This is a genomic window from Gynuella sunshinyii YC6258 (genome assembly GCF_000940805.1).
GTDB lineage: Bacteria > Pseudomonadota > Gammaproteobacteria > Pseudomonadales > Natronospirillaceae > Gynuella > Gynuella sunshinyii.
In genome coordinates this window covers 3,950,038-3,974,866 of the sequence record NZ_CP007142.1, presented here as the reverse complement: position 1 = coordinate 3,974,866, position 24,829 = coordinate 3,950,038, and the positions used below count along the sequence as shown (strand labels likewise).

Annotated in this window: 13 protein-coding genes; 7 read left to right on the top strand and 6 right to left on the bottom strand. The window is 49.1% G+C overall.

Features of this window, described 5'->3' with window-relative positions; all coding sequences use genetic code 11:
• Positions 1 to 21: 21 nt before the first annotated feature.
• From YC6258_RS16480 to YC6258_RS16460, 5 genes are all read right to left on the bottom strand, one after another.
• Entirely contained in the window at positions 22 to 759 is a 738-nt protein-coding gene (locus YC6258_RS16480) for a hypothetical protein (protein ID WP_052830355.1), read from the bottom strand.
• Complete coding sequence (locus YC6258_RS27465; RefSeq protein WP_052830354.1) at positions 759 to 3,164, bottom strand: SAM-dependent methyltransferase; 2,406 nt, start codon at positions 3,162 to 3,164, stop codon at positions 759 to 761. Before YC6258_RS27465 ends, YC6258_RS16480 begins: the two co-directional genes overlap by 1 nt.
• Positions 3,165 to 3,250: 86 nt before the next feature.
• Positions 3,251 to 5,062: a hypothetical protein gene (locus tag YC6258_RS16470; protein ID WP_052830353.1), complete on the bottom strand. Its 1,812-nt coding sequence runs from the start codon at positions 5,060 to 5,062 to the stop codon at positions 3,251 to 3,253.
• An 85-nt stretch (positions 5,063 to 5,147) separates the two neighbouring features.
• Complete coding sequence (locus tag YC6258_RS16465; RefSeq protein WP_044617931.1) at positions 5,148 to 6,803, bottom strand: hypothetical protein; 1,656 nt, start codon at positions 6,801 to 6,803, stop codon at positions 5,148 to 5,150.
• A 622-nt stretch (positions 6,804 to 7,425) separates the two neighbouring features.
• Positions 7,426 to 9,213, bottom strand: a complete 1,788-nt coding sequence (locus tag YC6258_RS16460; RefSeq protein WP_044617930.1) for a sigma-54-dependent Fis family transcriptional regulator — start codon at positions 9,211 to 9,213, stop codon at positions 7,426 to 7,428.
• Positions 9,214 to 9,647: 434 nt separating this feature from the next.
• Between YC6258_RS16460 and YC6258_RS16455 the strand changes: the two genes are divergently transcribed.
• From YC6258_RS16455 to YC6258_RS31010, 7 genes are all read left to right on the top strand, one after another.
• The gene (locus YC6258_RS16455; RefSeq protein WP_044617929.1) at positions 9,648 to 11,108 is read left to right on the top strand and encodes a benzaldehyde dehydrogenase; all 1,461 of its coding nucleotides are present in this window, start codon (positions 9,648 to 9,650) and stop codon (positions 11,106 to 11,108) included.
• A gap of 96 nt (positions 11,109 to 11,204) precedes the next feature.
• Complete coding sequence (locus YC6258_RS16450; protein WP_044617928.1) at positions 11,205 to 11,972, top strand: coniferyl-alcohol dehydrogenase; 768 nt, start codon at positions 11,205 to 11,207, stop codon at positions 11,970 to 11,972.
• A gap of 293 nt (positions 11,973 to 12,265) precedes the next feature.
• Positions 12,266 to 13,294 (top strand): acyltransferase domain-containing protein, encoded by a 1,029-nt coding sequence (locus YC6258_RS16445; protein ID WP_052830352.1) that lies wholly within the window; start codon positions 12,266 to 12,268, stop codon positions 13,292 to 13,294.
• A gap of 598 nt (positions 13,295 to 13,892) precedes the next feature.
• Positions 13,893 to 18,602: an RHS repeat-associated core domain-containing protein gene (locus YC6258_RS16440; RefSeq protein WP_044617927.1), complete on the top strand. Its 4,710-nt coding sequence runs from the start codon at positions 13,893 to 13,895 to the stop codon at positions 18,600 to 18,602.
• A gap of 104 nt (positions 18,603 to 18,706) precedes the next feature.
• The gene (locus YC6258_RS16435) at positions 18,707 to 19,423 is read left to right on the top strand and encodes an SMI1/KNR4 family protein (protein WP_044617926.1); all 717 of its coding nucleotides are present in this window, start codon (positions 18,707 to 18,709) and stop codon (positions 19,421 to 19,423) included.
• A 249-nt stretch (positions 19,424 to 19,672) separates the two neighbouring features.
• The gene (gene tnpA / locus YC6258_RS29910) at positions 19,673 to 19,897 is read left to right on the top strand and encodes an IS66 family insertion sequence element accessory protein TnpA (protein ID WP_144407679.1); all 225 of its coding nucleotides are present in this window, start codon (positions 19,673 to 19,675) and stop codon (positions 19,895 to 19,897) included.
• The gene (locus tag YC6258_RS31010) at positions 19,881 to 20,960 is read left to right on the top strand and encodes a transposase (protein WP_044617925.1); all 1,080 of its coding nucleotides are present in this window, start codon (positions 19,881 to 19,883) and stop codon (positions 20,958 to 20,960) included. Before tnpA ends, YC6258_RS31010 begins: the two co-directional genes overlap by 17 nt.
• A gap of 233 nt (positions 20,961 to 21,193) precedes the next feature.
• Here the strand turns inward: YC6258_RS31010 and YC6258_RS16425 are convergent, their stop codons facing one another.
• Positions 21,194 to 24,475 carry an NACHT domain-containing protein gene (locus tag YC6258_RS16425; protein WP_044617924.1) on the bottom strand — a complete coding sequence of 1,094 codons (3,282 nt, stop codon included), beginning with the start codon at positions 24,473 to 24,475 and terminating at the stop codon, positions 21,194 to 21,196.
• Positions 24,476 to 24,829 lie beyond the last annotated feature (354 nt).

Here is a 24,829-nt window from a genome sequence, read left to right as displayed (position 1 = left end):
CCGTGCTGTCCTCGTGATGAGTTAAGAAACCTCACTCTCAATAACCTGTTCGGTTTGAAACTCCTGCGCTATATCCACAATCCGGTTCATGAGCCGAACGCCATCGGCGCGTGTTGATGAGCCTTTGTAGGAAAAACGCATATCCAGACTGGTGCGTGTTGTCTCAGTTGTGTTGAATTTGGTACCGTGACCCAGATAACCACCATCGAAAATAAGTACCTGGCCGTATTCAACCCGAACCGGATGGTAATCACACGCTCCGTAGTCACTTTCCAGCCAGAGTGTGGCAGTGTCGTCCACGGTATTGAATGGCAGCCAGAAGTTCACCTGATCAATTCGTTTGGTCACGATAATGTCATGGTGAGACGAACTGACCGAAGGTGTTTGTGGTAAATGTACCCGCATCTTGGGTGTTTCGGAGTAGGAAAGGGAAGCGCCGACCCAGCGGACCAGCACTCTGAGCATAAAGTCATGATAGAGTTTGAAGAAATTGGATTCCGGTGTCAGTACCTGCATCAGTTCTCTTAAGGTCAGGTTGTCCTCAGAATTCAGATCGCGGCTGACACCATGTTTTCGATAATGTGCGATAACGTATTGATGAAGCTTTCCAAGATCAGGGACTTTATAAACATCACGTTGCAAAAAATAGGCAAACGGAAAACGCGATGTGTCATAGTTCAACAGCACCCAAGGGCATTTGGGTGCCGGTCCGGCCTGATCAGTTAATTCACGTCGATCAACGGTTTCTGCTGTCATCATTATTCCCCCAGAGTTTTCAGTACCGAACGCAAACGTCTCAGGTTGTTGGCCGAACGATTCCAACCATGCCATAAAAATAATCCACCTTGTTCACTGGATTGAGTCAGCAGGTCAACAAGATGCCGCCATGCCCATTCCGGCAGGCCAAAGTCGGGAAGATGTTTGCGATTCCCGGCAGCTTGTTCAGAGACGGGAATCATGCCCCGTAAGGCGATGCGTTGGTCGTCCTCCGCATGACCGGCGGTGCCAAAAAGCATCACGGAGAGTGTGATCGGATCAACCAACAACTTAATCTGGCCGACGCGTAATGTTGCCGGGCCGTCTTTCCATGAGAAAGATCCCTCGTTATCTCTGCTGACGGAAATCGGTTTGCTGTTGATGTAGCAACCGTCAGCGCTTAACGACATGGTGGCCATTGTGGCGCTATCCGATTGCACCAGACGAACCTGATAGGTGCCATGGGCGTAGTCAGGTATCGCGGTTTCCGGCTCACGTGCCTGGAAGGAAACATTGATACCATCCACTTCAAATGACGTGGTGTTCACGCTCCAGCGCTGCGCGGGTTGGTCGTTGATGTAAATGGCCATTGGGTGCGTTTTTGACGATAAATCAGGCCGTACTCTGATCTGGTTCGATTTTGTCCGGTAGTGTCCGCTCAGACTGGCCAGGGGCAGGGTGCGTGGCAGGTGATGTTCAGCTGCGACCAGTTGATCATCAGTGCCCGGCTTTTCGGTGCCGGTCCAGATTGCGCCGACCAGTCGACGGGTGCCTCGTGTGGTGCGGTCCACGTGCAGCAAACCGGAGGTGTGTTGTTCCTGTCCAGCCTGCCAGTGAATAATTCCTCCGCTGGAAAAGGTTGCCTGAACCCGAATGCCATTGACGTAAACGCTGTCGGCCTGTGCGCTGGACGGTTGGCCGTGAATCACAATGCTCAGTTCCCGGTCGTTGGCCAGATAACAACCTGTCCAGGGGTACAGGGATTTGCGTAACAGAATATGCAGATCAGTCGGTACTTCTGCCCAATCGACATTAAAGCCGTGAAACTGACTCCATTGCCTGGCGGCATCGTGTGGATCCGTGGCTGCCCGCACGGTCCGGAGTAATGCTCGCGCGGAGGGCTCTCGTGTCAGCACTTCCTGAAGCATGCGAACAGATTCTGCTGATGCTTTAGTGCGGAGCCCTTTTGCGGCGAGTTGCATCGCGCCGGCTTCACGCAGGGATAAGCGGCGGCGTTCGTTTTCACTGAGTCCGCCAGCCCATTGTGACATCGCTACACGCGGATTTTCGCAATACTGTGTACGCAATTTTCCGTCTTCACGCAACGCCAGAATAAAACGTGCGGCGGCGGTGTCCTCCTGCCAATGGTAACCGGTGGGAATATCAAAATGCGCAAAATCGCTGAAGGCTTTGCGTTCTTTGGGGCCGTATTCATCAATGACACGCATGGGGGAGGACGAGTGTCGAATGTTTTGTCCCGGCTTTAACAGGCCAAGACGAAGCAGCATTTCCGGGTCTGATGTACCGGCTTTGGCCGGTGGGATATAAAAAGTTGAAATACCGGTGATAGTGGATTGCACGGCCGGGTTGCGTAAACTGCTGATGGTATGACGATCACGCACCGGGTCGGCACCGGGATAACGAGAGCCGATATAGTTAACGACCTCATGATCCGGCCCGTAGGTTTCCTCCAGATAATCCAGCAGTACTGAAAAGCCGCTATTCAGCGAACCTTCCCGACGATAGCCGAGATCACCCACCAGTCCTACCTGCCAGAGGATCAGGTGCAGTTCCGGGTCGAGATGGCGTTTCCGAATCAGTGTGTCGGTCGCTTCAAAGGTCTGCATACCGGGTTGGCTCGGGTCGATACCCAGGTCTGCGCATAAGGTATCCAGCGCACTGATCCCGGCGCGCATGGTGACTTTATGTCCTTCACGTTGACCGATCTGTACGGCGCGATGGGTGGAGAGGACAAACACGCCCGGGTGTCCGTAGAAAATGGCCACCACGTTTTGCCCTTCACGCACAAAGTGCAGCATGGCTTCGGTCATTTGCATGTAGGTGGTGTAGCGGATTTTGGTGTCGTCATACAGCACATACAGGTCGTAGGCATCCGGGCGCAGTCGCTTAAGCCAGACCACCGTTGCCGGGTCGGCAACACAGTAAAATACTTTGTCGGCTTCGCGGATGCGGATTTCATCGGCTGAGGTAAAACCAACGGTTTCAATACCGGAACCCAGAATGGTTAATTCTCCGGGTTTCTCCGGTCGGATGATTGCGTCGGGATCATGACTGATCTGGTCGGCTTTGGCCGCAATGGCTTGGGCAAGTTCGCGCCATCGGTTTGCGTGATCTGTGCGGGAAGGGAAATTCTGAAACGGTTGCTGATAAAGTTGTCCTGTTTCCATAGTGTATTCGCTCTTACAATTGGTAGTCGATTTGATCGCCGGTCAGCGCTTTGGCTGACCGGTACCTGTTTGCAGTCAGTGAACGGTCATTTTCCTTTGAGGTATTTCATTGCCACGCCACAACCAACTTTGAGTGGCAGGTCTTTGCCTTTGTACTGATAGTTGCCAAGGTTCTGAAAAGCGGCGGCATCATTGGCACCGGCTTTCATGGCATTGACCGCAGCCTGTTCATCATCCGATGACCAGCGCCAACTGTTCAGTTCGTTGTCGGCGGTGGTATTGCCAGTGCCCAGAATGGTGGCAATGTTCATTTCAAGAGTGGTGGTATCAGCTTGAGACTCAGACACATAGTCGGCGAAGGTATCCCAACGTTCGTTAATGGAAACGCTGGTGTTAAACATATAATTAATCAGCACACCCAGGCCGGTTGTTTGCCGGGGCTGCAGGTTTTGCATGTCTTTCTCATCCTGATTTTTCCAGGCACCGAGGATTTTATCGACGGTTTGGAAGGCTACGTAAATGGCGGCACCTTCGATCAAAGTCGGGAAGGCTTTGGTCATGATCCAGTTGCCGACCTTGTTTAACAGTGCTGATACGCCGCCGGGTTGGATATCAACGTCGGTATCAATATCGATATCCACATCGGTGTCGATGTCTACATCTGTCTGTTCGTCGATGTCGATATCCACATCGATGTCAACATCCACATCAACGTCCACCACCACGCCAAAGTCCACGTCAATATCGATATCTATATCCACGTCAACGTCGACATCCACATCGATGTCCACATCAATATCGACATCGATATCAATGTCGGTATCGGTATCGACATCAACATTGACCGGGTCGGCATCGTCGCCCATGGCGCTGTCGGGTCCGGCACTGTCGCCGGTTTTATTGAGCCAGTCGCGAACGTTGCCGGCCATCTTCGAGGCATTTTCACCAATCCACTGCATGCCTTTACCTGCCGCTTTCAACATATCGGCCGCAGCATTGATGGACATATACAGCTGAACGGAAAAATAAACACCATATACCATGTCATAAGCAATGGAGTACCAGGGCAGGGCAGGGTTCTGATAATCCTGCGCGATCATTTGATCTCCGCCCGATGAACCTACAAATGCCCAGGTAATATCACTCTCACTTTTACCTTCCCACACCAGGTTACGAATGACCGATGTCAGATAAATACCGCTATTGGGTGTTGCTCCAGGAGAGGTCAGTTGCGAGTTGTAATAATTCAAGGTAACAGCAGCGCCCCCGGTGGGGGTGTAGGTTGCCGTACCGTTTTCAATCACAATCGTGCCGGTTTGTGTTTTGGGCACAATAAAACCTTCGGTACTGGAGGCCGGTTCATAGCAGTAATAGGTACCGGGAAAGGCATACAGTTGATTTTGTGCCCAGTAGGTGACCGAAGTGAAAATGGCATAATCGACACCCGGGTAACCGTTATCATCAAAAAAGGTAGCGGTTTTATCATCCAGTGTGCTGGGGTCGCTGGCATTGTCTGAAACCAGTTCGTTGAATTGCAGCGAAATAGGGTTATACGGTTGGCTACTGTAAATTTTATAGTAGCTCCAGGCACTTTCCCCGATCTGTTCATCAGTGCTTTCGACCGAAAATGTCTGACTGCCGGGATCCCATTCCGCGGCAACCGATACCTTGACCGGCAGTTGATCCGATTCGCGTACCACCACGACGCGGGCAATGGATTCATCGGTTGAAAATTCCTGTGAACCATTGCTGCTGACAGTGCCCATTTTGGTGTAGGTAGGAATGTAGTCTTCCGGATTGGTGCTGGGTGAATCCGGGTTCACATTGGTCATTGTGGTATAGACGATAACGGCTTTGTCCAGCTTATTGTTGACGGTGAAATGATTTGTGGTTGCCATGATTATTTGTTCTCTCCGAATGTTTGGTTTAGGTTGCAGTGTCTCTGAATCAGCCTGCTCAGATGACACCACAGTAACGAGTCGATCAGATCTCTTCGAACTTCGGCAGATCACCTTCACCTTCAGGGTCTTCGCCTTTACCAGCGTCTTCGCTTTCCTCGTCCTGACTTTTGGCTTCTTCAGCAGCCTCTTCATTGGCTTTAATTTGATCTTCCAGCTGTTGTTTTTGTTCTGTGCTGATTTGGTTACCCAGCTCATCCGTAGCGACAGCCAGGTTTTGGTTCGCTTCTGCAATATTACTGGTGGCTGTGGAGATATCCGGTGGGTCGGCTTGCATGGCTTCACCCGCATTATTCAACTGACTGCCGGCTTTTTCCAACGCAGGTGTGGTTTCGATTTTGCCAATTTCCTCCAGCGTTTCTCCGGTTTGTTCAATGGCACCATTGGTGTTGTCTTCGGCAATACTGTTTAATGAATCCTGGCTGGCGGTTCGGGTATTGTCGACGGCTTCATTCATTGCCGATTCCGTAGTGGGGACTTCAAATGTGTCATCACCGGAAATTTTCTGTCCCTGACTGTTGTTGGCCTGGGCTTCGTTTTCGGCGGTGGTATCGGCCTGCGTTTCGGCATCCTGGACTTGTTTGTCGGTTGGGTCGCTACCTTTGTTTTCGGCTTTGTCTTTTTCCAGCGTTTCTTTTTTGGAAGACAGTTTGGTTTTCAGAAAATCCAGCGCCATCCATAAGCCCATTGCTTCCATGAAATAACCGAATACTTTGCTAAACGTAAGACTGGACCAGAATTTCGACCAGTCTGACTCCGGTGACAGCGGAATCGCGATGACCTGTTTGCTCTGTATGGTGCCGACCAGAATCGGCCAGAGTTGAACATCGCTGATTTTGCCGTTAAAGCGCCCGGCATATCCGTAGGTCGCGCTGAGCTGAACCGGCCCACCATCTGAAAACACGCCATTCGCAAATGTCAGATTGACCGTGCTGCTGTCGGAGCCTGTCAGGGTGATGGAGTAACCGGATAACGAATCGGTCAGCGATGCATTGGCAGGTGCATTGGAACGCCGGTTTGCCTGAATGGTTCCCATGGATTCGGCCCCTTTTTTACTGGCATCCGGTGCGCTGTACACGTAATAGGTTGTACCGCTATTGCTGCCGGAGGCTGAATTTTTCTGCACCCACATCTGCGCAAATGCCTGTAGATAGGATTGGATCGCAGTGTAATCGGGATAGGTCACCAGCTTGTATGAATCCTGAGACTGGAAGAAGTCATTCATCTGGTTGATCATGTCGTCAGCGGTTTTGGCTTGTTGTGCCTGGTTTAACGCATTCTGAAAATCAGTCGCCATTTTGGAACTGGGTGCTGCCATGAGATTTTGCCGAAACGTTAATGCCTGGGTCATGGCGGTGATTTGATTGCTGGGGATGTCTACAGGGGTCAGCGGTTTTGGCCAACCGCCTGCGGCTTCGTAATCAGGTCCGACGCTGGTCGATATGACCGGAAATAAAATAGACGGCTGCGAGACCAGCAGATTGACGATTGGCATATCTGCCGGAAGGTTCAAGGTTCCGCTTTTTCCGCCAGCCATCGTGGTGGAGCCATCGGAGAAAGTTAATTGTGTCAGGGTTTGTTCGTATCCTTGCTTGGGATTGGTATCTGATGTGTTTGCACCGCTGATCGGTGTGACTGTGGCGTTTGTTTCATTTTTGAATGATGTTTGTTGAGTACTCATAGAAATGTCCTTGTAAAATAACGGGTTTAGAAAATTAAATCCCACTAATCATCAGGCAATAAAATGCATCGTCTTCTGAACCAGAGAGTGAACATGAGTTGTTATGTGATGGAACGGTAAATAGCACCGGATCCTGTCATCGCATGCTTGCAGTTGTGCTTGACCTTAGCTTCCGGACGGGTGTCGATAGGTTTGTAATCGAGAGTGGAAGGTATTTACGAGCGGTAATTGAAGGTATCTGATCATGTTCATGGGCTTTATTCTCACAATGCAATTGAATTGACTCGGATTGGAGCTTGCGCCTGCTACCTGAAAATCAGTAAGCGGGGCATACTAACCAATTGCTGACATTGCTCGAAATTCATCCGATAAAGCTGAATCTGACTATAGTCTGTCATTTTAGGCTGTCAAACAACTCACACAAACTTACAAATTAATGGCCATAATGTGTTTGATTCCCGCTCATGAAATGCCGGGCTTTAGCCGTCGTCGGCGATGTTGAGGAGTTTCCAGGAGGGTGCAGCATTCATTTCATGTGACATCGGAACACTATTAATCCTTGCTGTATTAATCACAATCACTCTTTGATAATAGTTAGTAAATAACCTTATAAATGTATCATTTATGTCTTGTCTGTTTTTTTAAGCCGATATGCCAATTGGGCGCGGGTAAGTCCGACCCGCCGGGCAGCTTCAGCCAGATTTCCGCCAGCGGTTTTGACGGCTTCCTGAAGAATTTTCTGTTCCAGAACATCAATGGATATGGGTTCCTTCCCAGTGAACAGGCTGGAGAAAGATGGTTCTGATTTTTCTGGGGTATTGCGGATGGTATTTGAGAGTGCACCACCGCTGTTCACTGAATACAAAACCGATTTGGGAATGGGCTCGTTACGAAACAGGTTGTGCAGATCGACGGGATTTTCGTCATCGGCATCAATGACACCACGCTCGATGATGTTCTGTAATTCGCGAATATTGCCGGGAAAGTCGTAGTGCAATAATGCCTGCGTTGCTTTCTGGGTGATGCCGCTGAGTGTTCTTCCGTGCTGTCGGCAGTAGTGATGAAAAAAATGGTTGATGAGTAGGGGAAGGTCATCCCGTCGTTCCCGAAGGGGAGGCAGTAGAATTGGAAATACGTTTAAACGATAAAACAGATCCCCCCGAAATTCTCCACGTTCCACTGCTTCGCGTAAGTCGACATTGGTGGCGGCAACGACTCTGACATCTACTTTTATAGCTTTAGAACTGCCCACCCGTTCGATCTCTTTTTCCTGTAGCGCGCGCAATAATTTGCTCTGACCTTCGAGGCTCAGGGTGGCGATTTCATCGAGGAAAAGAGTTCCTCCATCGGCGCGTTCAAAACGCCCGGCACGTTGTTGGATGGCCCCGGTATAGGCGCCTTTTTCGACACCAAATAATTCCGCTTCGATCAGATTTTCGGGAATCGCGGCGCAGTTAAATGCCACAAATGGTTGATGATTTCTTGAGCTCATTCGATGCAACATCGTCGCAAACAGCTCTTTGCCGACTCCGGATTCACCGGACAACAGCACCGTTGCCTGAGTGGGAGCCACTTTTTTCAAACTATGACTGGCGGCTGTAAATGCGGCAGATGCGCCGATCATCTGTACGTCATTCATGGCCGGTTCGTGCGGAGGGTCCGTTGGCAGATAAATCTCCTGGTCAGGCTTGGTTTCTGTTGCCATCTGTGGGCTGGATGCGTTCAGATATGCCATATCTTCATCAATGTTGCCCCAATGTTTTGCTGTCTTACCGATGATGCGGCAAACGCTATGACCCATGGCACGACATTCCACTTCGCGAAAAATCACCAATGAGCCAACCAGACCACTGACATATCCCATCGCATATCCCAGTTCCCACCAGCAGGCGGGTTCGGAACCAATGCCATAGGCAGCGACGTGTTCTTCATCTTCGGTACAGTGATGCCAGAGGAATTCCCCTTCATAGTGGCCTTTTTTGGTGTCCACATCGACGCTCAGCGTTTCGACCTGAACAGCGCCTTCCAGCGCGTGTAGCTGGGTACCGGCAATCAGTACTGAGGTGAGCTCGGCACCAGGCCAGCGTTTGCGCATGAGTTCTGCATCCCGGGCACCTGAGGCATAGCCGGTGCGGGTCATGATGCCGCGTGCGCGCTGCATGCCAAAGGCTTCAATCATTTCCCGGCGTAAAACCCCAAACGATGAGGTATGTATTAACTGCATGCGCTGGTCGTTCAGCCAGATGCGGCCGTCACCTGGTGAAAAACTTAAGCATTCGGTCAGATCATCCAGTGTTGGTGTTTGTTGTAACTGTTGTTGAATGTTCAGGTTCCGGGAATCTTTGTTGTCGGCAGCAGACTCAGATTGGCGGGACATGCTGGCTAACGAAATGCGGTCAGGGTAATCCATGGTCTTGTCCTCGGCGATGTATTGTTTTTATGTTCGCATATGATGAAGCTTATATCAGGTTTGTTGATATAGTTCATCATTTGATCAACTCCTGCTGGTAATTTGATCCCGTCTAGCGGCTTAAAAAATGATCAGATAGTTATTTTATCCTTTTGATTTCAATGAGTTAGTTCCTGAAAAGCGCTGTTTTTGTCCACCTGGGCACAACGATTGCTATAACTGAGTTATTCCGTAGCGGCGGAAACCTAAACAATAAAAACAATGAGCGGGCGTTCAGGGGTCGAGACTCAGGCGGGGTATGTGCCAAAACCGCACACCTTTACCAGTTATCGATATGGCTTTACGGAAACAAACCTGCGACAGACAGCAGCCAATACCAGCCTCCCTGAAAGCCGGAATAAGAAAACCATCGAAACAATGAGCGGAGAACAACAATGACAAACTCCATACTGAACACGGCTCCGTGGAAAGGGGCTTTTTTTAATGGTGACTGGGTATCGGCCCCGGCGACGAATTCTGTCTACGAACCGGCTACTGGAGAAATTTTGACTGAAACCGGCATGGCCGGGGCCGAAGATATCCAGGCGGCGGCAACTTACGCAGCCAAAGCCCAGCGCGAGTGGGTTAAAGTGCCGCCCCGTGAACGTGCAGCAATTTTTTTAAAGGCAGCCGACTATCTGCAGCGGTATTTTGATGAATTTGCTGAACTGATCGCCCGTGAAACTGGCGGTATTATTCCCAAAGGCCAGCATGAGATGCGCGAAGCCATCCTGCTGCTGCAACTGGCTTCCGGCATGACCTTGCAGCCGGATGGGCTGACCTTGGCTTCGACACCGGATTGCATGTCCTATGCTCGGCGGATTCCACACGGGGTGGTCGGGGTGATTTCACCGTTTAACTTTCCGTTAATTCTGTCAATTCGCTCCATTGCTCCGGCGTTGGCCACCGGAAATGCCGTGGTGACCAAGCCGGATCCACAAACGCCGCTGACAGGCGGATACCTGTTGGCGCTGGCGTTTGAAGATGCCGGTCTGCCTAAGGGGCTGTATCAGGTTTTGCCAGGTGCTGCTGAAGCCGGTACCGCTTTGTGTGAGGTGCCGGAAATTGGCATGGTGGCCTTTACCGGGTCTACCGCAGCGGGCCGGAAGGTCGGCGAAACATGCGGCCGTAATTTGAAAAAAGTGGCTCTGGAACTCGGCGGTAAAAGTTCTCTGATTGTGCTGGAAGACGCCGATCTGGATCTGGCGGCCAGTAACATTGCCTGGGGGGCATATATGCACCAGGGACAAATCTGCATGGCTTCCGGTCGGATTCTGGTTCAGGAAAGCATCGCCGCTGAACTGACAGCCAAGCTCGTCGAAAAAGCCAGACATCTGCCCGTGGGTAATCCAATCAGTGGTCAGGTGGCATTAGGACCGTTGATCAATCAGAACCAAATTCAAAAAGTACATGAGATTGTTCAGGATACCGTGAACGCCGGTGCCAAACTGGAAACAGGCGGCCAATACGAGGCGTTGTTCTACGCGCCAACGGTGTTGAGCGGCGTCAAGCCGGGAATGCGTTCATTTGATGAGGAAATCTTTGGACCTGTGGTGAGCATTACGACGTTCGGTACCGATGCTGAGGCCGTCGAACTCGCCAATAACACCGAGTACGGTCTCGCCGGCGCGGTGATTTCAGCAAACATTGGTCGCGCCAAAACCATAGGTGATCAATTGCAGGTAGGGCTGATGCACATTAACGACCAGACAGTAAATGACGAATGCGTTAATCCGTTTGGTGGTTGTGGTATCTCTGGTAACGGTACTTCCGTCTGTGGTCCAAGTGACTGGGATACCTATACCCATTGGCAATGGGTCACGGTGAAAAATACGCCACCGCAGTATCCGTTCTAAAACAACACTTCCGTTCAAACGTGATTATCGGCAATGCTCCGGCATTGCTGTTTGAACGGTCTTTGCCTGAAGAAACCAATTTAAGAGTACCCAAATATGAAATTACAAAATAAGACGATTGTGGTGACAGGTGTCTCCTCTGGCATCGGTTCTGAAGTCGCACGGGTTGCCCGTTATCATGGTGCGAATGTTATCGGTGTTGATCGCAATGAATCGCTGTTGACCCTCAATCAATTTTTCCAGGCGGATCTGGGTGATCCGGATGCTATTGATACACTGGTGTCACAATTGCCGGACGGTATTGATGCGCTCTGTAACATCGCCGGCGTTCCCGGAACCGCACCTGCGGAGCTGGTGGGTCGGGTCAACTATCTGGGTTTACGTCATCTGACCGGGAAGATATTGCCCAAAATGAATGCCGGCGGTTCGGTGGTGAATATTTCATCCATTCTCGGCATTGAATGGCCGGAACGTCTGGAGCTGCATAAATCTCTGGCAACGGCCAAAACCTTTGCAGAAGGTGCTGCCTGGTTGAAAGAGCATCCGGTTGCCCAGGACTTCTGTTACCAGTATTTCAAAGAAGCACTGATTGTCTGGACCGCTACCGAAGCCCAGGCATGTTTTAATCAATATGACGTGCGCATGAATACGGTTGCGCCGGGTCCGGTCATGACTCCGATTCTGGGGGATTTTGTCACCATGCTTGGACAGGAGCGGGTCGAAAAGGATGCCCATCGGATGAAACGTCCGGCGCTGGCAGATGAGGTCGCGGACGTGGTTGCCTTTATGTGCTCAGATGAATCACGCTGGATCTGCGGTGCCAATATTCCGGTCGATGGTGGTCTGGCAGCCACTTATCTGTAGTCCTTCCTTTAATGTCTGCGGTGCCGTCCTGGCACCGCCTGATCCATTCCATACCAGGCTGTCAGTTATCACGCGCGATTATGTCCTGTGGTGCGGCTATGCCTGTTGATAATACGGCATTTTGACGAGTGGAAAAGCGGGGAGAGTTTGGTAGCATTGGGCCGGTTCCTGTTCTTATCTCGCCAGTAGTGGGAGCCATCAGGTTCAATATTCAGTTTTGGTGAAATAGCCGGGTTAAGCTGTCTCGCATAGAGCCAAACTATCTGTTGTTTGCGTTATATCAGGTGTTAACCATGACTTTTATTTCCAAAGACCGTCCTCAAACCGGCGATTCCGCCAACTCACTTTCAAACCTTCACGCTGCCACCGACACTGGCCTGATCTTCATGTTTGCGGGGCAGGGCAGCCAGTATTTTCAGATGGGTCGGGAGTTGTATGATCACAATGAGGTATTTCGCCGTCATATGGATCGCTGCGACCGGTTGTTAAGCTTTGACCTGCGTGACGTGCTTTACAATGATGCCCGTAAAGGCGCGGAGTTTGATACGGTTGAGTGGACCCATCCGGCGCTGTTTTGCCTGGGCTATAGTCTGGCACAGGTTTTGATTGATCAGGGATATCGCCCCGCCGGTGTGCTCGGGCACAGTCTGGGGGAATATATCGCTGCGACCATTGCCGGAATGCTTGCTCTTGAAGATGGTTTGGGGCTGGTCGTCCAGCAGGCACAGATTCTCAAACAAACCTGTGCAGAGGGGAGCATGATCACTGTGATGGATTCCCCTGAGCTGTATCGAAAACGCCCGGACATTTTTTTTCGTGCCACGCTGGGTGGTATCAACTATGACAAATCATTCTTTGTCAGTGGTCTTGCAGATGACCTGCAACGGGTGCTGACGGCTTTGAACAGCGCCTCGGTATTTTCAGTTCAGTTACCGGTTCGTTATGGCTTTCATTCCAGTGCCATTGATCCGGCAGAGAGTGAATTCAGAAACATCTGCCGGAGTGTTCGCCTTGCAAAGCCGCAGATTCCACTCTATTCCTGTGCGTTGGGGGGTGTTGTGGGTGATCATGTGCTGGATGCTGCTGATGAATATCTCTGGCGAATTCCACGTGGAGAAGCGCAATTTCAAACCATGGTGGCAAACAGCTTTCCGAACCCTGAGCGATATGCGTTTATCGACCTGAGTGCCACAGCCACCTTGTCCGGTTTTCTGAAGTATGGGTTTGGTGATCGATATACCCACCATTTTGCCATTAATCAGTTCGGCCGCAATCTGGATTCCATGGCAACATTGCTATCCCGGATATCTCTTCAAAATTGAAGCAGGAAATCGCCTTGGTCGTGTTTTACAGGCGTTTTTCTGAATGTTTCTCAAGCATACAGCCTGACATTTTTCAGGGTTCAATGTGAGACGCAGTCTTTTTATATTTTTACAGCTGGTGTTGGTTGCTGATGGATTAACGGTTTTCATGATACCGGCTATCGGTTGTTATATTGATCACCTGCGTGTATGGCCGATTTCCATTTCGTCAGATATGGTGAAGGTTATTGGCTGTGGTGTTCTGGCCTTTACTTGCTGTTAAACATGGTTTGGATCGTTGATTGGGTTGTGTGATGACCGTGATTGTTTTGGCCGGTTTTATGTTCTGGTTGGTTTTAGATTGATAAGAAGCAGGGAAGCCGATTCTCTAAACCACATAAAAAGTATCGGAAAATTTCCATACTTTAGTATGAATCACTTCGGTTTGTGAAAGCCATCACTCCTATCTATTTATTAAAAATCCAAACTTTATCCGCCCTTATCTCGGGTGCTCTTATTTGAAACGTAATATCAATGTCTGATGTGAGAAGTATGCTGGTTCCATCGCTGTAGCCTGATCGTTTCTGTTCAATAAACAAGGATATATGGACTTGAGTTTATGAAACGAACGAACATTTTTCTTTCCAAAATACTGTGCCTGTCGGCACTTTCCATTACCATTCCTGCTCATGCCACTCATGCGCCTGGCGAGATCATTAAGCTGCCTGAGGCCAATAAACCATTAGTATCGGATGAACTTGTTCCACCCACAACAGAGGTGTATTCAAGCCAGTCAATACCGGCTCGCAAGGCAGTAACGACACCCAGAACGTTATCGGGCATACCGGATGTCAGCGACATAGATACCCTTGATATTCCGTATTATGATCGCCTGGGTTTTGATGGTGCTGCCACCTTGAACGGCTCGGCATTTGACTACACCATCAGCCATCACAACGGCCAACTGGTGATTTCACAGACCGATGTGTCGTTGTCAGGCAATGGCTTACCCATCGTGGTCAACCGCAACTACCGCTCCCGCACCAACGTCACCGCCGATTTGCGCTGGTCACCCCTTGGATTTGGCTGGGATCTGCATTTTGGGCGGTTGAAGTTTCAGGCGTATCGATTGCAGGATGGCGGACTATGTCATCAACCGTCCGATGAAATCCGCTATAACCCACTGATTGAAATGCCGGATTACAGCGTCGAACAGTTTTATGGTGTCACGGGTGAAGGTGAGCATGTTTTTCGCACCGTCTCAGGCATCATTGGTCGTTGTAACGACGAGGGGGATTTTGTCGCCACCACACCGGGAGGCATCGACTACACCTTTGACCTCTCGTCGGGTTATCTGGGCGGTGATAGTACCGACAGCTTACGCTGGCTGCCTGTTACCCACATTGAAGATTTGCATGGCAACCAGTTGAACATCCGTTATGAAACCGATGTCTACAACGGCGTATACCCGACCAGAATTGAAGATCCCGCCGATGATCGTTATGTGCAGTTTAATTACGATACCAGTGAAGACTACAAACAGCTGGTCTCGCTGACGTATCCAGGCCCCAATGGCACCAACACCATCCGCTACACTCATACGCCCGTTAACGTCGCCACACAGTCTGGTGGAGTCAACGGTGGTATGACCCTGGACGAAGTCATTCTGCCGGAAGATGAGCGCTATCGTTATACCTACCACTCATTCAGCGGGGATATCAGCAACGCCAACAATCCCGATGGTTTTCACCTGAAATCAGTGACCCTGCCAGTGGGCAATTCACTGACATTTGATTATCAGGCGACGATTTACAATGCGGGAGAAAATACCCAGCAGATCATCCCGAACGTGCGGTCAGTGCATCACGAAAATATCGGTCGGGATGATTTCTATACCTGTTATAACTACTCCCAGAATCTGGAACGCGACTACGCGCCGGGTTACACCCACTATGATGTCACAACCGTAACCGGGCCCTATCGTGACGCGTGTGCAACCCCCATCCCGGACAGCTATACCCAGACCGATTACTTTGTGGCCGGGCAGCCGTTTTTGGAAAACAGCATCAGCGTGGTGGATAACGGTGATGGCACCAGTACCCTGGGCAGCCAGTTTCATATGCTTGGGATGACCGTTCTCACCGCAACTGTTGCTCATAACGGCAATCTGGCGTCCTACCAGACCAACGGTTTTACCTTCAAAACCATCGGCAACCAAAAAAGCGTCCTGACCCATAACGGCATCGTTTATCGTGGACCTCCGGCGTTCCCGGTGCTCAATAGCTCGAAGACCTTCAACCAGGGCATTCCGAAACAAATCGTTCACAACTCCCTGGATCAGTTCGGCAATCCACTGCATTCCACCTTTGTCAGCAGCAACGCTTATGAAGAATACCAGTATACTTATCTGACACCCACCACCACGGCCTGGCATCCCTCGCTGGTGACGTCTGAAACCCTGCTCGGTGCCTCCAATTCCCATGGCAGTAGCAATATTGCCGGTGACGATTCAGTCACCACCAACGTATATGACGCACAGCTTCAGCTGACCGATAAGACCATCAACGGCATCACCCACCATTACCGTTACAACCGCTATGGACTGTTGGAGCAGGTTTCGCTGGAAGGGGATATTCTCGAACAGCACAGTGATTATCACTATGGCGTGGCTCGACACACCACCCTGGGCAATGACGAACAGAGTTATGATCGAACCGTGGCCACAGGGGGGTATGTCACCTCAGAGACCGATGCCCGTGGGTCAGCCAAAACCTATACCTACGATGATCTCGGCAGAGTTTCCCGGATCGGTTTTAGCCTGGGCAACCCTGTTGATGTCAGCTACCAGCGCAATGTGATTCACATGACGCGAGGGCCTTTACAGCAAACCCTGACGTATACCGACAACGGTCAACTGCTGTGTCATGAAATGACCGGCGAAAACGAAACCCTCTATCAAAGCTACCAATATCTGCTGAACGGTCAGGTCAGTCAGGTCTGGTATCCCAACAGCGCCGGCTGTCAGACAGGGCCTGCCGTCGCCTATGACTGGCTATATGATCTGCGTCTGGAACGGGTGACCTATCCAGATGGCAACACCCGGAACTATAGCTACAACGGTACGGTGACCTCGGTACAGGACGAAAATGGCAACGTCTGGCAGCATACCCGGCGGTACGGCAGTCAGAGCACCTATGAGGTCCGTACTCAAAGCCCTATCGGCACGTTAACCGCCTATGCCTTTAACCGGATTGGGCAACGCACCAGAATCATTCAGGGCACCCCGGTACCCGGCGATGAAGGCCAAATATACACCAAGGCCCTGCATGACTTTGAATACAATGATCACTTTCAGCTGACCAGCCAGACTTCCTATGAGGAAGGTACCCGGACCTACACTTATCATCGTAATGGACTGCTGGCCTCCATGCAGCAGAACGACCTGCCGGCTGAGCATTATGCCTATGATGGCCTGCAACGACTGATCGCCACCACCTACAGCGATGCCACTCTGGACGTTGAGTATCGCTATGACGGCAGCGGCAACCTGGTTGAAATCCGCAACGGCATTGCCAGCCGCGTCTATGACTATGATCTGAACAACAACCTGATCTCGTTGAGTTCGGTATTGGCCAGCCCGCTGTCAGATACCCAGACGGTTTCCTATGAGTATGACCAGAACGATCAGTTAAGCCGTCTGACTTATCCGGGTGGACTGGCGGTTGACTATGCGCCCGATGCATTTGGTCGACCGACCCAGGTAGGCAGCTACATTCGTCATATTCGATACCATCCCAGTGGTGCCATCACCCAACTCACCTATGGCAATGGCCAGGTACAGCAATTCAGTCTGGACCCCGAACGGCTCTGGAGTACCGGTACCGAACTGGCCGGCAAGTTCAGTAAAACCGCACAACGGGATGCCATGGGCAACCTGACGGCCATTCAGGACTCACTGCACAGTGAGGCAGATAAACTCTACCGCTACGATCGTGACAACCGCCTGCTCAGCAGTACCGGTTACTGGGGCAACCAGGAATTCGGGCTCGACAGCAACTCCAACATTACCGGCGTGACACTGGCCTCAGACCATCAGATCAGTTACTACATCTCCAACCGTAATATTCCCAGGGCCATACAGGAAATCAACGGTGGCGTTACAACCCTTCAAAGCATCACGGCCGATGCCCAGGGACGAATTGAACAACTGGGCGACTGGCGCTACCAGTGGAACCAACGCCACAACCTGGTATCAGCGCAAAGCCCATCAGGAAAGACTGCTCAATTTCACTACGATGGACACAACGGACTCGTTGCCAGACAGAATGACAACCGCACCGAACGCTACCTGCGTGATGATCAGCACAAAGTCCTTGCCTCACACAGTACCGATGGTGAATACAGCCTTCACATCTATCTGAACGGCCAGACCGTTGCCAACCTCACAGGCAGCGATACCCAGACAGAAACCGTTGAATACATCCACAGCGACCTCGCCATGAATCCCATCATGGCCACCGACGCCAGCGGCCAGATGGTCTGGAGTAAAGACTACGATCCCTACGGCAACGAAGGCAGAGTGACAGGAGACGGGGACACCCGCGAACTGACATTCCACCACCACCAACGCATCGCCGATGCCGGACTCGTGTACGTCGGAGCGAGATGGTACAGTCCCAGACTAAGGCGGTTTATATCCCCAGACCCGGTCGGAGTGCCCGATGCAGCCGTGACCGGTGTGAATCGGTTCCATTATGGATTGGATAATCCGTTGGCGTATACGGATCCGGATGGGCGTATTTCTAAAAAACTTAGAAAGCTTATATCTCCATTTGTTGAAGAAGCTATGGATCAAATTAATATCCGTAATAAATCACTGGCAGGCAAGAGACATGAAATGACAGGTGTACCCTTTGATGAACGCGGCTATCCTGACTTTTCGGAGTGGATTCCTGAGGGTGGTAGAGTCGAGCTACCTGGTGGGCAATTAGGAAATCATACAAGCGATTTTGATAAAGCAAATAAAATTTATGGTGTCGATGCAACCCCAGAAGGTTATACATGGCACCATCATCAAGATGGTAAGACGATGGAGCTTGTCCCTCAAAGCGTTCACAACAAAACTGCTCATACAGGAGGTGTTGCTGTTATTAATAAAGCAAAACAAATAGCAGGTTCAACGATCCTATCCATTAATGTGGGTTTAATTTATTTTGAGAGAAATTTCACATCGACAAATAAGGTGCTTGATTTGCTAGACCCAATAGGAACCATGTCAGATTCATATTGGGAGGCAATCAATTCAAATAGAACTCTCCCACCTATATAGTCAGATTATAGTTAGCTTGGCATTAGTTTTAGAGGGAGTAGTTTCTCAATGCTCCAGGACTAATGCCATGCTTTAGAATAAACCGATTTTAAAAAGGAAAGTTTATGAATAATCCTACCGTAACAGTAAATCCTTATGGCGAAATAGATGATAAATATTTAGACAGGTTTTTAAGCGAACTACCAAGTACTCCTCCGGCCACATACTTAGAATATTTACGAAACAGAAATGGAGGGAAATTCAAGAATGATATTGTTCTCTTGTCAGGTAAGTACTTTTGTTCGGTTCATGAATACTTTGGTTTGTTTTTGACTCCAGCTTACTTGAGCTTAGAAGAAAACTACAAATGTTATAGAAATCGAGTAAGCAAGTTCTTTTTGCCTATTGCTACAGACCCTGGGGGAAATATCTTTGGTATATCGCTGGCTGATGAAGATTATGGGAAAATTTATTTATGGAATCATGAGCTTGAAGGTCAAGCTAAATCACTAACATGGTTGTCAAATGACTTCTCATTATTTATTTCCAGCCTTCAAGAACGAAGCCTATCTGATTTAGATCAAATACTGACAAATGATGATAAAGTCAGATTGCATGATTATTTTCTGATTCATCATTTGGCGCTGGAAGAATTAGATGAGTATGGTAGATCAATATTAGAACGTGCAGTTATCAAAGGTGCCAGCCAGTGTATTAAACTTCTATACAGCAAAGGGGCAAAGAAAAGAAGTTCTTTGATGTTAGCTAAAAGGAATGCACAGTTTTTTGAAAAACATAAGGAAATTGTTAAGCTAATCGAAGAGTTTTATGGTGGAAAATAGCAGTAAAAGGACGAATAAAAGAATAAAAGGACACCCATAAATTTGAATTCACCTTACGGATGATTTAGAGCGGAAAGTCCTTGCTTTGTTTGCATTGGGCAACAGCTATCAAGACATCCGTACTCACATCGCTGACATGTATGATATCCAGCTCTCTAACGTAAGCGTTCATTCCACGCCGTCATTCACCAGTTAATGATCCCACCTTACACTGGCTTCTGTTGTTAACCAATCACAGGAATCCTTTTTATGACTCGACCTTATCAGCGCAAGTCTTCTGAACAATGGCAGTCTTTAGTTGAAGCCCAACAACAGTCCGCTCTTTCTGCAGTAAAATTCTGCGATCAGAACCAAGTGGGTTATGCCAGCTTCTGCAAATGGAAGCAGCGCTTTTCTACAGTAAAAAGGACACCCAAAAACTTGAATTACATTCCCACATCAACTAACATCCGCCACCATGACCAAACCCCGTAACGAACAAGTCTCTCTGGAAGAGACATCCTTTTATCACTGCATGGTGCGCTGTGTTCGGCGGGCGTATTTGTGTGGTGCCGATTCTGAAACTGGTGAGAATTTTGATCACCGCAAGCAGTGGTTGGTGTCGCGCCTGCGATTTTTATCCTATGTGTACGCCATTGATATTTGTGCCTATGCGATCATGAGTAATCATTATCATGTTGTATTGCACGTCGATCAGGCACGCGCTCAAAGCTGGTCGGATGACGAAGTGGTGGAACGCTGGTTGCAGCTGTACAACGGGGATGTATTGATCAACCGTTGGCTTGCGGCGCGTAAAACGATGTCGCCCGCCGAGTTGCAGGCCGTGTCGGTAACAATTGCTCAGTGGCGTGAGCGTTTGTGTTCCATCAGTTGGTTTATGCGTGGTGTCAATGAAACCATTGCCCGTATGGCCAATGAAGAAGACAACTGCAAAGGCCGGTTCTGGGAAGGGCGCTTCAAGTCTCAGGCTTTATTGGATGAAGGTGCATTACTGACCTGTATGGCTTATGTGGACCTGAACCCAGTACGTGCTGCCATGGCGGATGATCTGATCGACAGTGACTTTACCTCGGTTCAACAGCGACTATTCGACTACGCCAAATACAAAACCACCCAAACCAAGACTACTACCGAACAGGCACTCACCCAGCGTGTTTCTAAACAACGCCAACTTAAGCGTGAGTTAAAACTCGATCACTTGCCGGAATCTCCATTAATGCCCTTCAGTGGGCGTCAGCAGGATTCCATTCATGCAGCCCTTCCATTCACCCGAGAAGACTATTTCGATTTGATTGATACCACCGGGCGTTGTCTGCGAGATGACAAGCGTGGTGCCATCAATCCTGACACCGAAAAACTGATCAGCCGACTGGGTATCGACCCGAATCAATGGCTGAAACATGTTCAAAGTTATGGTCGGTCGTATGGAGATAGTGCCGGTTCGCGGGTTTCGTTATTGCAGTATGCGGATCGATTCAAGCGGCGATGGAGTAAAGGACTTAAGGTGTCGTCAGAGTGTTATCTTCGAACCGGTTAATCTGTTCTGACTGTTATACCAGTAAGTCTCGAAAGGTAAGAAGCTCTTTGGATTTTTCTTCCTCTTAGTTTAGTTAGGATGGGCTCTGACTATAAAAATTTTTTCCTGATATCTCTTTTGTCCGTGTATGACAAAAAATCACAAACGCCGCTCGTTCACTTTACAGCGGCGTTACTATTAAACCGGCAGGTATTTCTCAGGACGATCTATTTAACTATCAGGTTAATAGCAGGTCAATGTACGGTAGCCTGCTGGCTCTGTTGCTCGATATCATCAACAATAAACTGGAACTCGGACTCGCCAAGCTGTTCTTTGCATTTCTCCAGTTTCATATGAATATATTGTTGTTGCTCGGCATTGTTCAGTTCTCCCTTGGATACCAATGTCTGATAACACCGGGCAGCCGCCTGATATTGTCCGTCCTGAAAAAAGATATCTGCCTGCATCATATCCAGAACGGCTGCCAGCCGGTCACCATCTTCGGCATTTTTCATGTGATTTAATAGTTCTTGCGCCAGTTCGATGTCAGCGCGTTCGGTTCGTCTGCTGAGCACACGCATATTGAGCTGGGTCTGGTAGTTGGGGGGTAATTGATCCTGCGACAGGTCATGCAGGATTTTTTGTTCGTAACTGACAGCCTGTTCGTGATCATCCTGTCTGAGTGCACAATCTGACAGGACAAACCATATACGGGTTAATACCGGCCACATTTTAAATGCGCTGTATTCCTGTTCGGCCCGCAAGGCAATTTGGTGTAACGATGACCAGTCCTGTACCACTTGATAATACTCTTCGAGAAAACCCAAGGCGTTATACGCCAAAGGATCTGGTTGCTGACCTTCCTGAATATTCATCGGGTGTTGATCGAGCCATTGGTGCCAGATTTTTGCGGTATCCTGAAGGCGTTGGTTGTCTTTTGCTTCATGAGCGGACAAGGCTGCACTGGCAAGTCGTAACCAGGCTACCATTCTGGCCGTTTCATCGGTGAGCACTACCGTTGGTAAAGGTGTGCGGGACAATACCTCGCTGCTCCAGGCTGCCAGTTCAGGTGTCAGTTGGTTCTGTTGCAGCAAAACACTTAATTGGTTCAGTGTCTCAAGGAAAGGGCGGTATTTTTCACTCAGCCACAAGTGCTCCAGGTGTCGGGCCCAGATTCCCCGGTTAGCCAACAGATACTGCGAAATGGCCGGATTGGGGTTTTTGCCGGTATGCATGACTAATTGTGACAGAGCCATACAGGTCAGTTCACTGAACAGGATTTTTATGTGTTCCCCATGGGCGTTGAACAGTTCATCCTGTTGTTGCTGTTCTTTGACGAAATCGAGCGCCCTTGGATTAATCATTCTGCCATGGGAGTGGGGAATAACGAATCCATATACTTCCATAGCATGTATGCAGTCGGACAACTTTGAATCTTCATGGCCGAATACTCTGAACAGCTCTGAGGCTGTTTCAGGGCGTTCATTACCATCGCAGACCATCGACAGCATTTCCAATAATATTCCCGGCGTATCGGACAAAGCCTCCAGCCAGCGCTGAGAGAGTTCGTCAAGTTGTGACCATTGCCACTGCCAGGCAGCCGTGACAGGGGAAACATGTGCATGCTGCTGAAAGTGCTCTGTCAGGCTGTTTAATAATTCCAGACTGTTATGGTTCGTAAGCGCGGGAGCAAGATTGTGAATCAGTAGTGGATTACCCTTTAGTACGTCTAACAGATTTTCGTAGTCGGCGTTTTTTTCGGCATCCGTGACTTTAAAGACTGTCAGTCGTTGTCTGGCAATTTGCTTTACTTCCGGCATGGTGAGTTCAGGTATCTGAAATACCATTGGGTTCAGAATGGTTGAGGGAGCCTGTTGGCCACTTAGCAGAACGATCTGCCCATGATCGACCAGTCGGTTCAGAAAATCACTTAAACGAGCAAACTCATCGTCGTTGCCTTTCCAGTCAGTCAGATTGTCAAACACAAACAGGGTGCGGGTTTTCGTAAGCTTATCCCAGGTTGAATGAGTGTTTGCAGGTTCTGTTTGATCGTGATTGTCTGTCTGATCGGCTGCGACTGTTTTTGAAACGACATTCGCAATCATGCCCAATATGTCGCTTTCTGAATAATTGTGCTCCTGAATATCAAAAAAGAAAGCATGATGGAGCACTGCATTGTCAGTTATAAAATAAGCCAGGTGATGTAATAGATGAGTCTTTCCGCAGCCTTCCTCGCCTGTAATGATAATCGGTTGAGGTTCTCTGCTTTTCTCCAGCACGGTGGTCAGAATACCATCACTGGTTCTGTGGCCTTCCGGTGGCAGGAGTTCCGCCGCAAAACCAAACATGCGTTGTCTGATTGAAGTGTATCGCTGTGTTTCCTGCAGATTTGTACGCTGCTGTGGCTCCGAGAAAAAGAACAACTGATCACCTCGTGAGTAATGGCGCAATAATGACCAGCAGTGAAAGGGAGCAGGAGAAGGATAAAACAAGTCCGACTCTGTCTGTCTTTGCAGGTTTTTCCTGGCTTCCACCATTGCTTGAGAAAACGAAAGACCTTTGCACAGTTCGTGATAGATCCCGGTGAAACAGCTCTTAGTTGTCCAGGGATCTGTTGGCTGGCTCAATCCAACGACTCCGGAAAAGCCTTCGGTGAGGGCTTCGGTTGCTATGCTTGCCAAAATGGTTTCTGTCGTAATGTTGGTTGTACCATCTACGAAACCTGGCTCTACGACTAAAATTGGAGCGTCGCTGTTCTTGATTTCTTTGGCGAAATCCTTGATTGACATAGCTTCTGTGCCACAGATAAAACAAGGTTGCTTATCGGCATCCAAAGTGATAGCGCCGCCGTAGTGAACGATATGGACAGGGCTTTCCCGCAATTGTTGAAAGACTTCCTGCCAGTTTGTCACAGGGATAGGCCGGTAATGAACGGCACCATCATACTCCTGTAACTCGGTAACGTAGTCCGCAGTCAGGGTAGAGTGAACTGACTCCGTGTTGTTTTTCTGATCGTGATGGGGGACAAGATGAATAATGTGCAGGGGGTTGTCTTTGTTCAGTTCGTAGCGTTTTTCAGTGTCAGGTCTTTCCTCCGTTGCCGTATAGTGACGTTCAAATGCCCGACAGGCTGTCGATAAAATATAGGGTGATTCCGGTAATATCAATGCTTCCCACTGTTCTCTAAAAAACTCCAGGCGATTTGACTTGATTTGAACGGAAAGATTACCTATACCATTGGCTTCGAGTATGGAAATCACTTTCATGAGTTCGTGATCCTCACCCAGCAGTTTGTCTCCCATTTCCTGTCCCAGAGCAATTAGTTTTCCGACCACATCCTTGTCTCCGGTTTTCCAGGGAGTATCAGTCAGATAATCACGAAAATACCATTTGAGTGTCTGATTGAAATTTTGAGTGAAAGGGGAGGACAGGTAATCAGATTCAAACTCAATGATTTCAGGGTCAGAAGTAAACTTTAGGCCAATTCTGTAGTCACTATCCCTATCATCGTAGAGATCAATAATTTCCAGCAACATGAGGTAGTTAGTTCCTATGGTATTTATGAGTAATGGCTAAATAATTGAATGTTTATAAGTACGGCTAATTTTCGTCTATATAAAGCATTGGTATCACTATTCAGATCGATTTATAAAGCCAATATGACTCTATCTGGTGCGATCAATCAAATATTTTTTAAATACTTTAATCATTCTGAAAAATATTCTTGCGTGCCTTGGAACTAAAAGCCAGAGGATGAACAGTTCTGAAGCTACAGAGTGGGGACTGATTGTCATTATTAAATAAGGGTGGCTGTAAAAATTCAGAGTGGACGTAAATGAGCCAATGTGACAATTTTGTAATAATTGATTTTGACTCTCATTATGTCTGTT

Excerpts from the sequence above, each read along its gene's own strand:
- YC6258_RS16480 (WP_052830355.1), bottom strand. The coding sequence starts at position 759 with ATGATGACAGCAGAAACCGTTGATCGACGTGAATTAACTGATCAGGCC.
- YC6258_RS27465 (WP_052830354.1), bottom strand. The coding sequence starts at position 3,164 with ATGGAAACAGGACAACTTTATCAGCAACCGTTTCAGAATTTCCCTTCC.
- YC6258_RS16470 (WP_052830353.1), bottom strand. The coding sequence starts at position 5,062 with ATGGCAACCACAAATCATTTCACCGTCAACAATAAGCTGGACAAAGCC.
- YC6258_RS16465 (WP_044617931.1), bottom strand. The coding sequence starts at position 6,803 with ATGAGTACTCAACAAACATCATTCAAAAATGAAACAAACGCCACAGTC.
- YC6258_RS16460 (WP_044617930.1), bottom strand. The coding sequence starts at position 9,213 with ATGGATTACCCTGACCGCATTTCGTTAGCCAGCATGTCCCGCCAATCT.
- YC6258_RS16455 (WP_044617929.1), top strand. The coding sequence starts at position 9,648 with ATGACAAACTCCATACTGAACACGGCTCCGTGGAAAGGGGCTTTTTTT.
- YC6258_RS16450 (WP_044617928.1), top strand. The coding sequence starts at position 11,205 with ATGAAATTACAAAATAAGACGATTGTGGTGACAGGTGTCTCCTCTGGC.
- YC6258_RS16445 (WP_052830352.1), top strand. The coding sequence starts at position 12,266 with ATGACTTTTATTTCCAAAGACCGTCCTCAAACCGGCGATTCCGCCAAC.
- YC6258_RS16440 (WP_044617927.1), top strand. The coding sequence starts at position 13,893 with ATGAAACGAACGAACATTTTTCTTTCCAAAATACTGTGCCTGTCGGCA.
- YC6258_RS16435 (WP_044617926.1), top strand. The coding sequence starts at position 18,707 with ATGAATAATCCTACCGTAACAGTAAATCCTTATGGCGAAATAGATGAT.
- tnpA (WP_144407679.1), top strand. The coding sequence starts at position 19,673 with ATGACTCGACCTTATCAGCGCAAGTCTTCTGAACAATGGCAGTCTTTA.
- YC6258_RS31010 (WP_044617925.1), top strand. The coding sequence starts at position 19,881 with ATGACCAAACCCCGTAACGAACAAGTCTCTCTGGAAGAGACATCCTTT.
- YC6258_RS16425 (WP_044617924.1), bottom strand. The coding sequence starts at position 24,475 with ATGTTGCTGGAAATTATTGATCTCTACGATGATAGGGATAGTGACTAC.